Origin of the sequence: Streptomyces sp. NPDC060002, from assembly GCF_042737245.1 — a bacterium.
Classification (GTDB): Bacteria; Actinomycetota; Actinomycetes; order Streptomycetales; family Streptomycetaceae; genus Streptomyces.
In genome coordinates, this window is sequence record NZ_JBHWUW010000001.1 from 112,409 (window position 1) to 126,340 (window position 13,932).

12 protein-coding genes are annotated in these 13,932 nt (G+C 72.3%); 5 read left to right on the top strand and 7 right to left on the bottom strand.

What is annotated here, in order from left to right:
• Positions 1-136: 136 nt before the first annotated feature.
• The gene (locus ACFWBD_RS00485) at positions 137-1,402 is read left to right on the top strand and encodes a glycosyltransferase (protein ID WP_385660537.1); all 1,266 of its coding nucleotides are present in this window, start codon (positions 137-139) and stop codon (positions 1,400-1,402) included.
• Between the two features lie 41 nt (positions 1,403-1,443).
• On the opposite strand, the gene ACFWBD_RS00490 is transcribed toward ACFWBD_RS00485, so the two are convergent.
• Positions 1,444-2,106: a TetR/AcrR family transcriptional regulator gene (locus tag ACFWBD_RS00490; protein ID WP_385660539.1), complete on the bottom strand. Its 663-nt coding sequence runs from the start codon at positions 2,104-2,106 to the stop codon at positions 1,444-1,446.
• 181 nt (positions 2,107-2,287) lie between these two features.
• Here ACFWBD_RS00490 and ACFWBD_RS00495 point away from each other — a divergent pair, with 181 nt between their 5' ends.
• Positions 2,288-3,544 (top strand): YncE family protein, encoded by a 1,257-nt coding sequence (locus ACFWBD_RS00495; RefSeq protein ID WP_385660542.1) that lies wholly within the window; start codon positions 2,288-2,290, stop codon positions 3,542-3,544.
• Positions 3,545-3,610: 66 nt separating this feature from the next.
• Here the strand turns inward: ACFWBD_RS00495 and ACFWBD_RS00500 are convergent, their stop codons facing one another.
• Complete coding sequence (locus ACFWBD_RS00500; protein WP_385660544.1) at positions 3,611-5,473, bottom strand: cellulase family glycosylhydrolase; 1,863 nt, start codon at positions 5,471-5,473, stop codon at positions 3,611-3,613.
• 205 nt (positions 5,474-5,678) lie between these two features.
• On the opposite strand from ACFWBD_RS00500, the gene ACFWBD_RS00505 reads away from it, so the two are divergent.
• A complete protein-coding gene (locus ACFWBD_RS00505) occupies positions 5,679-6,779 on the top strand; it encodes an XdhC family protein (RefSeq protein ID WP_385660547.1) in 1,101 nt (366 codons plus the stop codon).
• 226 nt (positions 6,780-7,005) lie between these two features.
• On the opposite strand, the gene ACFWBD_RS00510 is transcribed toward ACFWBD_RS00505, so the two are convergent.
• Positions 7,006-7,509 (bottom strand): metallophosphoesterase family protein, encoded by a 504-nt coding sequence (locus ACFWBD_RS00510; protein ID WP_385565241.1) that lies wholly within the window; start codon positions 7,507-7,509, stop codon positions 7,006-7,008.
• Positions 7,510-7,661: 152 nt separating this feature from the next.
• Here ACFWBD_RS00510 and ACFWBD_RS00515 point away from each other — a divergent pair, with 152 nt between their 5' ends.
• Entirely contained in the window at positions 7,662-9,593 is a 1,932-nt protein-coding gene (locus ACFWBD_RS00515; RefSeq protein ID WP_385660549.1) for a glycosyltransferase family 2 protein, read from the top strand.
• 4 nt (positions 9,594-9,597) lie between these two features.
• On the top strand, positions 9,598-10,197 hold the full coding sequence (rfbC, locus tag ACFWBD_RS00520; RefSeq protein ID WP_385660551.1) for a dTDP-4-dehydrorhamnose 3,5-epimerase: 600 nt from the start codon (positions 9,598-9,600) through the stop codon (positions 10,195-10,197).
• Here the strand turns inward: rfbC and ACFWBD_RS00525 are convergent.
• From ACFWBD_RS00525 to ACFWBD_RS00540, 4 genes are read right to left on the bottom strand one after another with little or no spacing between them, the layout of a single operon-like run.
• Positions 10,187-10,990, bottom strand: a complete 804-nt coding sequence (locus tag ACFWBD_RS00525; protein ID WP_385660553.1) for a class I SAM-dependent methyltransferase — start codon at positions 10,988-10,990, stop codon at positions 10,187-10,189. The genes rfbC and ACFWBD_RS00525 overlap by 11 nt on opposite strands.
• A complete protein-coding gene (gene rfbD, locus ACFWBD_RS00530; protein ID WP_385660556.1) occupies positions 10,977-11,885 on the bottom strand; it encodes a dTDP-4-dehydrorhamnose reductase in 909 nt (302 codons plus the stop codon). Before rfbD ends, ACFWBD_RS00525 begins: the two co-directional genes overlap by 14 nt.
• Positions 11,882-12,850 (bottom strand): dTDP-glucose 4,6-dehydratase, encoded by a 969-nt coding sequence (gene rfbB, locus ACFWBD_RS00535; RefSeq protein ID WP_385660558.1) that lies wholly within the window; start codon positions 12,848-12,850, stop codon positions 11,882-11,884. The genes rfbD and rfbB overlap by 4 nt, the downstream gene beginning before the upstream one ends.
• Positions 12,847-13,914 (bottom strand): glucose-1-phosphate thymidylyltransferase, encoded by a 1,068-nt coding sequence (locus ACFWBD_RS00540; protein WP_385660561.1) that lies wholly within the window; start codon positions 13,912-13,914, stop codon positions 12,847-12,849. The genes rfbB and ACFWBD_RS00540 overlap by 4 nt, the downstream gene beginning before the upstream one ends.
• Between the last annotated feature and the right edge of the window lie 18 nt (positions 13,915-13,932).

Consider the following 13,932-nt stretch of genomic DNA (forward strand, 5'->3'; position numbering starts at 1 on the left):
CTGCCGGAGAATGAAGTCAACGGCTGCGACAGAAGTGATGTGACCGCTCTCAAAAGATGAAGTGGCCGCTTTCGCAGGGTTGTTCACCCTGGACCGGCCACCCGCCCCCATACTGTCCGTCGTGCGAGTGGCGATCATGACAGCGGGATCCCGGGGTGACGTGGCCCCCTTCACGGGACTGGGCCACGGGCTGGTGCGGGCGGGGTACCAGGTCACCCTGGTCACCCATGCGCGGTTCGCGCCGCTGGTGGCGGGCTCGGGGGTGGGCTTCCACGCCCTGCCGGTGGATCCGCGGGCGGAGCTGGAGTCCGAGCGGGGCCGGGGACTGCACCGCAGCACCACCGGCCCGGGCAAACTGCTGCGGATGGCCCGGATGGCGCGGTCACTGGTGGGGCGGATGACCGACGACCTCCTGACCGCCGCCCATGCCAGCGACGTCCTGCTGCTGTCCGCCTCGGTGGCGCCGCTGGGGCACACCATCGCCGCGGGCCTGTCCCTGCCGAGCCTCGGTCTCTACCTCCAACCCGTCGCCCCCACCAGGGAGTTCGCGCCGCCGATGCTGGGCGGCGGCTCATGGGGCGCGGTCGGCAACCGGCTCGCCGGGCACGGCGTCGGGGTGGCCGTCGACCAGGTCTTCGCGCCGGCCGTGCCGGCCGTACGGGCCCGGCTGGGGCTGCCCGCCGTACGCCGTCCCGGCACCGGCCTGCGGGCCCGGGCCCGGCGCGGCTGGCCGGTCCTGCACGGTTTCAGCCCGCTGGTGGTGCCCCGGCCCCGCGACTGGCGGGCGGAGCTGGACGTCACCGGGTACTGGTGGCCGTACGAACAGGAGACCCGGCTCCCGGCCGCACTGCGGGAGTTCCTCGACGCGGGACCGCCGCCGGTCTTCGTCGGGCTGGGCAGCGCGACCGTGCCCGACCCGCGGCGGCTGAGCGCCGAGATCGTCCGGGCGCTGCGGCGGGCCGGCCTGCGGGGGGTGATCCAGCGCGGCTGGGCGGGCCTCGCGGCCGACGGCGACGACATGCTGACCGTCGACGAGGTCCCGCACTCGCTGCTGTTCCCGGAGACGGCCGCGGTGGTCCACCACTGCGGGGCGGGGACGACGGCGGCGGGCGTACGGGCCGGGGTCCCCGCCGTGCCGGTCCCGATCCAGTTCGACGAGACCTTCTGGGCCGACCGCCTGGTCGGCCTCGGCGTGGCGCCGGGGTCGGTGCCGCTGCGCCGGCTGACCGCGCAGACCCTGACCACCGCGCTCCTGCGGGCCACCCGGGAGCCCGGCTTCCGCGAGCGGGCCCGGGAGCTGGGCGCCCGGGTGCGCGGGGAGGACGGGGTGGGGCGGGTGGTGGAGGCCGTGGGGCGACTGTCGCCCGGCCGGCCCGGCAGGAGCGGCCGGGACAGGTCCTGATCCGCCTCGGGCGCCCACCCCTGCGGGGGCCCGGACAGGCCCTAAACGGCCTCGGGCGCCCACCCCGGCGGCCGCAGGATCCCCAGCAGTTGCCGCACCAGTTCGTCGACCACCTCGTCCAGGGTCGCGTCCACCCACCCGGCACTCCAGTCGTGGAGGAGGCCGTTGACACCGCCGATGAAGGCCGTCGCCGCGAGGCGGTAGTCGCGGGGGGCCGCCTCGCCGCGGGCGGCGGCCGCCGACGCCTCGGCGCAGATGAGATCGACCCAGCGGGCGCGGCGTGCCAGTCGCTGTTCCTCCATCCGGGGGCTGACCCCGACGATCTCCACGAAGGTGATCCGGATGCGGCGCGGGTCGGAGGTCACGTCGGCCGCGTAGGCGCGGAAGATCGCGGTGACCCGCTCGACGAGCGGCATGTCCTGGGCGGCGGCGAAGGCGGCCAGGACCGCCTCCTCGGCCCAGTCGTTGACCTGGAGGTGCAGCGCCGCCAGGACGTCCTCGAGGGCGCGGAACTCCTCGTAGAACTGTCGGGTCGACAGGCCGGCCGCCTCGCTCAGCGCCGCGACCGTGGTGCCGCGGTAGCCGGGGACGTCCCCGAACAACCGCAGCGCCGCCTCCAGGAATCTCCCGCGTCGCTCGACCTGCCGCTGCTCGGCGGACTTGCCGCCGTACCGGCCGGTCGGCGTCCTGAGCCTGCCCGCCACTGACCCTCCCTCGTCGCTCGGTGCTCCCCCACCGCCAATTTTGTCGTGTACGAAGTCTTGTGGCGCAGGGCCCCCCTTCCTTACTTTCCAGTAAGTAAAGTCTGAACGCTTCCGTGTTCAGATGTGGGCGGACCTTTCCGCCCTGCCCCCACGTCTTTCACCCGCAGAGGAGAGAGCAGTCATGCCTGCCTTCAGATCCAGGCACCTTTGCTCCGTAGCCGCCGCCCTCGTCCTGACCGTCACCGCTCCCGCCACCGCCGCCACCGCCGTCTCCGACGCCTCGACCGCCGCCGCACTGCGCGAGGTGCTCTTCGTCGGCAACAACTGGGAGGGCACCGCGGACGTCATCAGGTCCAGCGGTGATTTCGCCAAGGTCGGCCGGATCAACGTGATCCCCGACAAGAGCGCCCGGATGGCGGAGATCAACGCCGACCCGATCAAGTGGATCTACTTCCAGGCCATCCGCAACGGTGTCGGCGAGGGCCACGACCAGTTCGTCGACGACATGTACACCACGCCGGACGGCGGCTCGGTGGTCGTCTCCCGGCCCAGCTTCGCCGATGTCGTCTCCATCGACCTGGCCTCCGGGAACATCAACTGGCGCTTCCCGGTGTCCGGTTACCGCTCCGACCACATGGCCGTATCGCCCGACGGCACCCGGGTCGCCGTCTCCGCGTCGATCTCGAACACCGTGCACGTCCTGAACATCGCCACCGGCAAGCAGCTGGGCTCGTTCAAGACCGGCGACAAGCCGCACGAGAACATCTTCACCAGGGACGGCAAGTACATCTACAACATGTCGATCGGCGACGTGAACACCTCGCAGGACGCCCCGTGGCAGGACTTCACGAAGGGCGACCGGCGCATCACCGTCGTCGACGCGAGCACATACCAGCAGGTCAAGGTCATCGACATGCGTCAGCGGCTGGACGCGATCGGCCTCACGGACTACTCGGACGCGGTGCGTCCGGCGGTCTTCTCACCGGACGAGTCCAAGCTGTACTTCCAGGTCTCGTTCTTCAACGGCTTCTTCGAGTACGACCTCGCCACGGACCGCATCACCCGGACGAAGACCCTGCCGAAGAACCCGGCGACCAGCGACGACCGCACCACCTTCGTCAACGACTCGCGCCACCACGGCATCTCGATGAGCCCCGACGGCGGCAAGCTGTGCGTGGCGGGCACGATGGACGACTACGCGACGGTCGTCGACCGCGCCACCCTCCAGGAGGGCCCGCTGGTCACCGCCTCCAAGCCCTACTGGGCCACGGTCAGCGGCGACGGCAGGAGCTGTGTCATCTCCGAGAGCGGCGCCGACCAGGTCACGGCGATCGACTTCGCCACCGGGCAGAAGGTCGTGTCGGTGCCGGTGGGCGACCATCCGCAGCGGGTCCGGCTCGGCCATGTCGCGGCGAACTGGACCGGAACCGGCAGCTGACGGTTCCTCGTGCACCGGGGTGGGTGGCGGTCACCGCCACCCACCCTTGTGTCGTGCCCGGCGGGGCTAGCCCACCTTCTGGGTCACCCATGCCGACAGTTCCGTGCGGGCGGCGGCCAGCAGGGTCGCGGACGGTGCGGTCGCCCCGTTGGTGACCAGCGCGTAGTGCACGGTGCCCGAGTCGGGCGCGCTGAGCAGCAGGCGCCGGCTGCCCGTGCCGCCCGGTTCGGCGGCCGCGGCGATCTTCGTGGTCGTCGTGTACGCGGGCGGGGCGTACACCGTGCCGAGGTCGGAGACGACCGTCGTCGTGGCGGTCGGGAAGGAAGCCGGCAGATGCAGATCGGTGGGCGCCGTGCCGCCGTTCGAGCGCCACACCAGCAGCCCGTACTGGCCGGAGCCGACGAGCTGTTTCGTGTTGGGCAGGGAGCTGGGGACCGGATTCCAGGTGAGCGTGGTGGAGCCGTCGCGGGAGCGGTCCTCGTAGGTGAAGGCGACGGTCGTGCCGGAGGTGGCGCTCGGGTAGATCCGGTCGAGCAGCCGGGCGTCCTGACGGAGGGTCGCCGTGCCGCCGTCGTCCAGGCGGACGGCGGAGAGGTCCTCGTCGTTCCAGGCGTCGCCGGTGGTGAGCACCTTGTCGGCGTTGCCGTTCATCAGCTCGTGGTGGCGGCCGTTGTAGATGTCCCACTGCCACTGCGAGCCGGAGAGGACCGGGCCCGAGGTCGCCGGGGTGGTCCACCAACTGGCGCCCTTCACACGGGAGTCGAGTGCCTGGTACATCGCCTTCAGGACGGTCGGCGCCTTGCCGGCGGTCGAGCCGTTCAGGGGGTGGCCGAACTCGCTGACGATCGCCGTCGTCCCGGCCGCCGACGCGCGGTCGCGGACCGTCGCGAAGTCGGTGACGTACTGGCCGTCCTCCGCGTTGCCCCACATCAGGACCCCGGAGATGGCCTTCTGGTCGTAGAAGTGGGTGTTGAAGACGTAGCGGGAGCCGAGCGTGCCCGCGTCGAGGAGGCCGCCCTCCTCCTTGCTGACGTTGCCGTTCCAGAAGAGGTTCGGCTCGACGAAGGCGGGCTTGTCGGTCCAGCCTGCCGCGTCCATCCGGGCCCGGAACTTCACGTAGAAGGGCCACAGCACGTCGCGCTCCCACGTGCGGCTGGCCTGGCCGGAGTCGTAGGTGCCGGCGTAGGGCTCGTTGTAGGGGTCGAAGCCCAGGACGCCGGCGAACTGCTCGGTGGTGAGGTTCGCCTTGAGGTACGCCATGGTCTTCTGGGCGGTGGCCAGGAAGTAGTCCTGCAGGCCGTAGTCGTTGTGCCAGAAGTCGTACTGGGCGGCCTTCACCGCGCCGTTCTGGGTGATGTTCTGCCCCCAGAGGAAGCAGATGCCGCAGGACTCGGCGGGGTAGCCGCCGAGCGCCACAGCCCACGCGGGTGCGCCGTCGCCCGTGTACCAGCTGCCCGAGTTGAACAGGTAGCGGGAGTAGAGGTCCTGGTGGAAGTCGGGGTAGACGCGGATGCCGGCGTCGAGGAAGGCCTGCATCTGGCTGGTGGCGGCGGCCAGGTAGGTGGTGTCGACCTGGCCCTTCGCCGGTTCGGCGTAGGCCCAGGAGAGCAGGAAACGGACGGAGTTGCCGCCGCCGAGGGCGCGCAGGGCCGTCGCGGACTTCCTGGCGTCGGCGACGGAGGCGAAGGGCAGGCCCTTGTTCTCCGCGAGCTTGGTCTCGCCGGAGACGTTGTAACCGCGCAGTACGACCTCGCGGCCGGCCGCGTCGACGAAGCGGCCGCCCGACACGGTGAGCGCCGTGCCGTCGAAGGAGAGGGAGTCGGGGAGCGTGGCCGCGCCGGCGGTCGGGGAGCCCGCCACCGTCAGGAAGCCACAGAGTCCGCAGAGGACCACCAGAACAGCGAGCAGACGTGCCCGGATATTCGGCATGTCCACTACAGTCCGGTGATTTCCGGACACCGTCAATACCTTCTGACCCGCGAGTAAGTTCATTCCCCGTCAACCCAGTTGACAACCCGGCCTCGCCGGTTCGCCAGGTGTCCCTCGCGGTGCGGACCGGCGGGCGACCCGGCTGCGGATTACCGTTCAGGAGAAGCGGCCGATTCGGCCGTCGCGGCCGGAAGGGGAACCGATCGTGCGCGAGATTCTCCCGGCGCTGAACGGGTGGTACGCGGCCGGTGTGCCGTTCGGGCTCGCCACCGTGGTCGCCGTCAGCCGCAGCGCGCCGCGCGATCCGGGCGCGGCGATGGCGGTGGGGCCGGACGACGAGGTCGTGGGCAGCGTGTCCGGGGGCTGCGTCGAGGGCGCGGTGTTCGAGCTGGCCCGGGAGGTCGTGGCCGACGGGGCGGCCCGGCTGGAGACCTTCGGCTACAGCGACGAGGACGCCTTCGCCGTGGGGCTGACCTGCGGCGGCGAGATCACGCTGCTGGTCCGTGCCGTCACGCCCGGCCTCGACCCGTCGTTCGGCGCCGTCGCGGAGTCGGTCGCCGCGGGCGAGCCGGTGACGGTGGCCACGGTCACCGACGGCCCCGCGCCCCGCGGGGCCACCCTCGCCGTCTGGCCGGACCGGACCTCCGGCACGCTGGGCACGGAGGGTCTGGACGCGGCCGTCACGGCCGACGCGCGCGGCGAACTCGCCCTCGGCGTCACCGGCGTACGGCACTACGGGCCACGCGGCCAGCGGCGCGAGGACGCCGTCCCGGTGTTCCTGCACTCCTTCGCGCCGCCGCCGCGCATGCTGGTGTTCGGCGCCATCGACTACGCGGCCGCCGTGGCCCGGGTCGGCGACTTCCTGGGCTACCGGGTCACGGTCTGCGACGCCCGGCCGGTCTTCGCCACCCCGAAGCGCTTCCCGCCGGGCGTCGAGGTGGTCGTGGAGTGGCCGCACCGGTATCTGCGCGGCACGGACACCGACGACCGGACGGCGATCTGCGTGCTGACCCACGACCCGAAGTTCGACGTGCCGCTGCTGGAGGCGGCGCTGCGCCGGCCGGCCGCGTACATCGGGGCGATGGGCAGCCGGCGCACCCACGACGAACGCCGGGCACGACTCGTCGAGGCCGGACTCACGGACGGTGAGCTGGCCCGGCTGCGCTCACCGGTCGGGCTGGACCTGGGGGCCCGTACGCCCGAGGAGGTCGCCGTGTCGGTGGCCGCCGAGATCGTCGCGCTTCGCTGGGGCGGCAGCGGTGCTCCGCTGACCGCGACGGCCGGGGCGATCCACCGCGGGAAGTGAGGCGGCCGGCCCTTTCCGTCCCGATTTTTCCCCAGGAGGTGTGAAGCGCGCACGTACCGGGTACCGGGACATAACGGACAGGATGTATGTCCTCTGTCCTTCGTCTCGCGAAGGAAGGAGGTCCGTTGAAGCAACGCACACTCGCAAGTTCCGGGCCGCCCCCGACCCTCTCGGCCGGGCGCGGCCCGGTTCTCCGTCATCGGCCGCTCCGTCAGCGGCTTCTCGGTCATCGGCGCGGTGGCAGCCGGTGCAGGACGAGGTCCGTGAGCCGGCCGTCGGCCGCGGTGGCGGTCAGATAGGTGCAGTGCGGCTGCCGGCGGCGGTCGGTCGGGGACCCCGGGTTGAGCAGGCGGGGTCCGCCGGGGGCGGTGGTGTCCCAGGGGATGTGGCTGTGGCCGAAGACCAGGACGTCCAGGTCGGGGAAGCGCGCGGCGCAGCGGGCCTCCCGGCCCTGGGCGGGGCCCGTCTCGTGGACGACCCCGAACCGCAGTCCGCCCAGTTCGGCGAACGCGACCTCGGGCAGCCGGGCGCGCAGGCCGGGCCCGTCGTTGTTGCCGTACACGCCGACGAGCCGGCGGCTGCGGCTCTCCAGCAGGTCGAGGGTGTCCGTGTCGACCCAGTCCCCCGCGTGGATCACCACGTCCGCGTGCGGGAGCTCGTCGAGCAGCGGGGCGGGCAGCGCCTTGGCGCGCTTGGGGAGGTGGGTGTCGGACATCATCAGCAGGCGCACGGCGCCAGGGTACAAAATCCCCGACTCGGGCCGATCCGGACAGGTGGCGCGTCGGCGGCGGGGTTAGCATCGGGCCACGCGCACCCTCCGTCCCGCGCACGGCAGAGCGATCCAGCACGGCAGAGCGATCCAGCAAGGGGGCCAGGAGCCCGATGCCGGTCAAGGTCAGCGTCATCGTCCCCGTCTACAACCCCGGTCCCTACATCGAGGACTGTCTCGCCTCGCTGCTGAGGCAGTCGCTCCCGCCGGACGAGTACGAGGTGATCTTCGTCGACGACGGCTCCACCGACGCCACCCCCGCCCTGCTCGACGCGGCCGCCGCCGAGGACTCCCGGATCCGGGTCGTCCACCAGGAGAACTCCGGCTGGGCGGGCAGGCCCCGCAACGTCGGCATCGACGTCTCCCGGGGCGAGTACGTCATGTTCGTCGACAACGACGACCACCTCGGCGACGAGGCCCTGGAGCGGATGTACGCCTACGGGGTCGCGAACGACGCCGATGTCGTCGTGGGCAAGATGGCCGGCAGGGGGCGCTCGGTGCCGGTCGAGCTGTTCCGCACCAACCGCCCGCACGCCACCGTCGAGAACGCGCCGCTGATCGACAGCCTCACCCCGCACAAGATGGTCCGCCGGGCGTTCCTGGACCGCACCGGCCTGCGTTTTCCCGAGGGGCGGCGCCGGCTGGAGGACCATGTCTTCGTCACCGAGGCCTATCTGCGCGCGGACAACGTCTCGGTGCTCAGCGACTACGTCTGCTACTACCACGTCCGGCGCGACGACGCCGCGAACGCGGGCTTCCAGCGGTTCGAACCGGTGGGGTACTTCAAGAACCTCCGGGAGGCCCTCGACGTCGTCGAGCGGTACACCGAGCCGGGCGCGCTGCGCGACCGGCTGTTCCGGCGCTGGCTGCGCGTGGAGATGGTCGAGCGGCTGCGGGGCAAACGCTTCCTCGGCCTGCCCGAGGACTACCGCAGGGAGCTGTTCGAGGAGATCCGAGGGGTCGTCGTCGAGCGGTTCGGGCCGGGTGTGGCGGCACCGCTGCAGCCCACCCAGCGGGTCGTCGCCGCGCTGGCCGCCGACGGACGCTACGACGACGTCGTCGCGTTCGCGGAGTGGGAGGCGGGCGTCGCGCTCGCCGTCGACCCGGAGGACGTCACCTGGCAGGGCGGCGTTCTGCGGATCGCCTTCGCCGCCGAGCTGACGCACGACGGCGGCCCGATGACCTTCCCGTCCGCCGGGGGCTCCCCGCAGTGGCCGCCGCGGGACGTCGCCGAGGCGGTCCGGTGGCTGGGCACGGACACCGTGGGCCGGTTCGACCGGGCCGTGCCCGATCTGCTGCTGCGGGAGCGGGCCAGCTCGGCGCAGTACTTCCAGCCGGTGGACGTGGTCCGCGAGACGGTCCCGGCCGGCGACGGCAGTCAGGTGCGGCTCGTCCTGCGGGCGACCGCCACCATCGATCCCGCCACCGCGCTGAGCGGCGGTCCGGCGGGCGAGGGACTGTGGGACGTGTACGTGCGCGTCGGTCTGGGCGGCTGGACGAAGGAGCTGCGGCTGGGCCCGGCGCCCCGCCACGGCCGTCCCGTCCCGCCCGCCGGGGTGGTCGCGGGGCGCGTGGTGCTGCCGTACTGGACCGACCGGTACGCGAGCCTCGCGCTGGACGTCGGCCACGCGGGCAAGCGGCTGGGCCTGGGCCGCGTGGCGGCCGGGGACGTCGCCGTCGCGGAGGACCGGCTCCAGGTGGCCCTGCCGCTGCACGTGCCCGAGGCCGCCGATGTCCTGCTGCGGCTGACAGGGGCGAAGTCCGGCGGCTCCCGCGAGGTCTTCGGGACGCTCTCGCCGGGCGGCCGGCTGGCGGCCGTCCTGCCGGTCGGCGATCTGCTGGGCAGGACCTGGCTGACGACGGTGTGTCTCACCCCGGACGCGGACCCGGCGCGCTTCCACCCGCTGCCCTTCGCCCTGCACGTCGCCTCGGACGGCGTCGTCGTGGTGCCGGCGCCCCAGCCCGCCGGTGCGCGACGACTGGCCCGCAGGGTGCGCCGGGCGCTGTACCGGGCACTCCAGAACGTCACGCCCCGGAGGAGGTGACGGCATGCGGCCACTGGACATCGAGGGGGCCTGGGTGCTGGAGCCCAGGGTCTTCCCCGACGCGCGGGGCAGCTTCCACGAGTGGTACCGGACGCCGGAGTTCCGGGCGGCCACCGGCTACGACCTGGGGCTCGCCCAGGCCAACTGCTCCGTCTCCCGCCGGGGCGTGCTGCGCGGGGTCCACTTCTCGGACGTGCCGCCGGGGCAGGCCAAGTACGTGACCTGTGTCCGGGGGGCGGTGCTCGACGTGGTCGTCGACCTGCGGGTGGGCTCACCCCTGTTCGGGCGCTGGGAGGCGGTCCGGCTGGACGACGACACCCGGCACGCGGTGTTCCTCGCCGAGGGCCTCGGCCATGCCTTCCTGGCCCTCACCGACGAGGCCACCGTGGTCTACCTCTGCTCCACCGGGTACGCGCCCGAGCATGAGCACGGGGTGCACCCTCTCGACCCGGCGCTGGGCATCGACTGGCCGCGGGGCGTGGAGCCGGTGCTGTCGCCGAAGGACGCGCGGGCGCCTTCACTGGCCCGGGCAAAGGCGTCGGGGCTGCTGCCGTCGTACGCCTCCTGCCGGGAGCGCTACCAGGAGCTGAGGGTCAGCGGCTGACGGCCGCCCGTTCCAGCGCTCCGCGCAGCGGCTCCCAGCCCCGGGAGCGGTCGAGTCCCCGGTTGCGGGCCCGTACGAGGGGCTTCCAGAAGCCCGCCCGCAGCAGGGTCTCGGGCCGTACCGCGCGCACCCGTTCCAGGACCGCCTCGGGAACCTTCTGCGGGTCGGGAACGTCGAACTCGGCGATGATCTCGTGGTACTTGTCGCGCAGCACGGGGTTGCGGGGGTCCGCGCCGAAGACGACGAGCTGTCCGGTCGGCTGGGTGTCGACGGGGACGGCCACCAGGTCGGGGCGGTAGCGGGACAGGATCTCGATGAGCTTGTAGACGTCGCCGGTCCAGGCGGTGGTGTGCCGGTCGCGGGCGGCCTCGTCGACGCCGCGGGGCAGCATGTCGTCGAAGACGATCACGCTCGACCAGTCGGAGTGCTTCTCGACGTTGATGAAGTCGCGCAGCGCGTACTCGAACAGGTGCATGCCGTCGATGAAGGACAGGTCGAGGGTGGTGCGGCGCCAGTGGCCGAGGGGGTGGCGGCCCCGGGCGAGGTTGCGCACCGGGTGGCGGCCGCCCTTCAGATGGGCGAGGGGGTTGCGGCGGGCGAAGAAGTCGTCGCTGGTGGCCTTCACCAGGTGGACGTCGCAGCGGATCTCCGAGGTCACCTTGAACGCGGGGTCGACCGCGATGCTGGGCACCCGGGACAGCCGCAGGCTGCGGCCGTCGTTGACGCCGATCTCCAGGTAGTTGCGGTTGGCGGTGGCCTTGTGCAGTTCCCGCAGGAACTCATGGCGTTTCACGAAGGGACTCCTTGAGGGACACCGTGTCGAAGGACGCCTTGCGGATCGGTGGAAGTGCCTGCCCCAGGGCGGCGCGCCAGTCCCGTGGCGGTGACAGGCCCACCTCCTGCCAGCGGTCGTGCGCCAGGACGCTGTAGGCGGGCCGGGGCGCGGGCCGGGGAAACGCGTCGCCGGTGGTGGGGCGCACCCGGTCCGGGTCGGCGTCCACGGAGCGGAACACCTCGCGGGCCAGGTCGTACCAGGTGGCCTCGCCGGCCGCGGTGGCGTGGAAGACGCCCGTCGCGCCGCGGCCGACCTTCGGTCCCAGGTCGGCGATGCGGGCGGCGACGTCCGCGCTCCAGGTGGGCTGGCCGCGCTGGTCGTCGACGACGTCGAGGGTGTCGCGGCGGGTCTCCAGTTCCAGCATCGTGCGGACGAAGCTGCGGCCGTGGACGCCGTAGAGCCAGGCGGTGCGCACGATCACGCCGGCCTCGGGGAGTGCGGCCCGGACGGCACGTTCACCGGCCAGCTTGGTGCGGCCGTAGGCGGTGCGGGGGGACGGCGGATGGTCCTCCCGGTAGGGGGCGCGGGCCGCGCCGTCGAAGACGTAGTCCGTGGAGACGTGGACCAGGCGGGCGCCGTGCGCGGCGCAGGCGGCGGCGAGCAGCCGGGGCCCCTCGCCGTTGACCAGCAGCGCGCGGGCCTCGTCGGTCTCGGCGTCGTCGACGGCCGTGTAGGCGGCGCAGTTGACCACCAGGTCGGGCCGGTGCGCGGCGAACGCCCGGGCCACGGATGCGGGCCGGGTGATGTCCAGGCCGGTGCGGTCGAGGCCGGTCACGTCCTCGCCGCGCCGGGCCAGTTCCTCCACCGTGTCCCGGCCGAGCATCCCGCCCGCGCCGGTGACGAGCCATCTCATGGCATCCGCGCTGTTCGTTTCAGGGGCTCCCACCAGTCGCGGTGGTCCCGGTACCAGGCGACCGTCTCGGCGAGAGAGGCCGCGAAGTCGTGGCGGGGCCGGTAGCCGAGTTCGGTGCGGGCCTTCGTCCAGTCGACGCAGTAGCGCAGGTCGTGGCCCTTGCGGTCCTCGACGTGACTGACCCGGTCCCAGTCGGCCCCGCAGGCGTCGAGGAGCAGACCGGTCAGCTCGAGGTTGCTCAGCTGGGTGCCGCCGCCGATGTTGTGGACCTCGCCGGGGCGGCCCTTCGTACGGACGAGGTCGACGGCCTCGCAGTGGTCCTCGACGTGCAGCCAGTCACGGACGTTGCGTCCGTCGCCGTAGAGGGGGACCTGCTCGCCGTCCAGGAGGTTGGTGACGAAGAGCGGGATCAGCTTCTCGGGGAACTGGCGGGGGCCGTAGTTGTTGGAGCAGCGGGTGACACGGACGTCCAGGCCGTGGGTGCGGTGGTAGGAGAGGGCGATCAGGTCGGAGGAGGCCTTCGAGGCGGCGTACGGGGAGTTGGGCCGCAGCGGATGGTCCTCGGTCCAGGCGCCGGTCTCGATGGAGCCGTACACCTCGTCGGTGGAGACGTGCACGAACGGGCCGACGCCGTGCCGCAGGGCCGCGTCGAGCAGCGTCTGGGTGCCGAGGACGTTGGTGCGCACGAAGGTGCCCGCGCCGTCGATGGAGCGGTCCACGTGGGACTCGGCGGCGAAATGGACGACCTGGTCGGCGGCGGCCGTCAGCTTGTCGACGAGGCCGGCGTCGCAGATGTCGCCGTGCGCGAAGTCCAGCCGGGGGTGCCCGGCGGGCAGGTTGGTGCGGCTGCCCGCGTAGGTGAGCTTGTCCAGGACGGTGACGCGCACGGCGGGGTCGCGGGCCAGCAGGCCGCGCACATACGTGGAGCCGATGAATCCGGCGGCCCCGGTGACGAGGAGGTTCATGTGTGGATCTGTACCTTGCTGTGGTCGCCGAGGACCAGCCGGTGGGCGCGGGACACGCCGGTCGCCGGGGTGACCTCCACATGACGGCCGATCAGGGAGTTCTCGATGCGGCCCACTCCCTCGATGGAGGAGTCGCGCAGCACGATGGAGAACTCCAGCTCGCTGTCGGTGATCCGGCAGTTCTCGCCGACGGAGGTGAAGGGGCCGACGTAGGAGTCGCGGACCTCGCTGCCGGCGCCGAGGACGACGGGCCCGACCAGGCGTGAGTTCACCACCCGGGCACCGGCCTCGACGACGACCCGGCCGACCGTCTCGGAGGCCTCGTCGACCTCGCCGTCGATCCGGCGCTCGACGCCCTCCAGGACGGTCCGGTTGACCTCCAGCATGTCGACGACGTTCCCGGTGTCCTTCCAGTAGCCCTTGATGATCGTGGAGCGCACCCGGGCGCCGGTGTCGATGAGCCGCTGGACGGCGTCGGTGATCTCCAGCTCACCCCGCCGGGACGGCTCGATGGCGCGTACGGCGTCGTGGATCGCGGACGTGAAGAGGTACACGCCGACCAGGGCCAGGTCGCTCTTGGGGTGCGCGGGCTTCTCCTCGAGGCCGACGACCTGTCCCGCGGGGTCGAGTTCGGCGACCCCGAAGGCGCGGGGGTCGGGGACCCGGGTGAGCAGGATCTGGGCGTCGGGCCGGGTCCTGCGGAACTCGTCGACGAGGTCGGTGATGCCGCCGACGATGAAGTTGTCGCCGAGGTACATGACGAAGTCGTCCTCGCCGAGGAAGTCACGGGCGACGACCACCGCGTGGGCGAGGCCGAGAGGCCTGTCCTGCGGGATGTAGGTGATGTCGAGCCCGAACCGGGAGCCGTCGCCGACGGCCTCCCGGATCTCCTGCGCGGTGTCACCGACGATCACACCGACCTCGGTGACGCCTGCGGCGGCGATGGACTCCAGGCCGTAGAAGAGCACGGCCTTGTTGGCGACCGGTACCAGCTGTTTCGCCGAGGTGTGGGTGATCGGCCGCAGGCGTGTCCCGGCGCCGCCGGACAGCACGAGAGCCTTCATCAGCGTCACTCCAGCCCC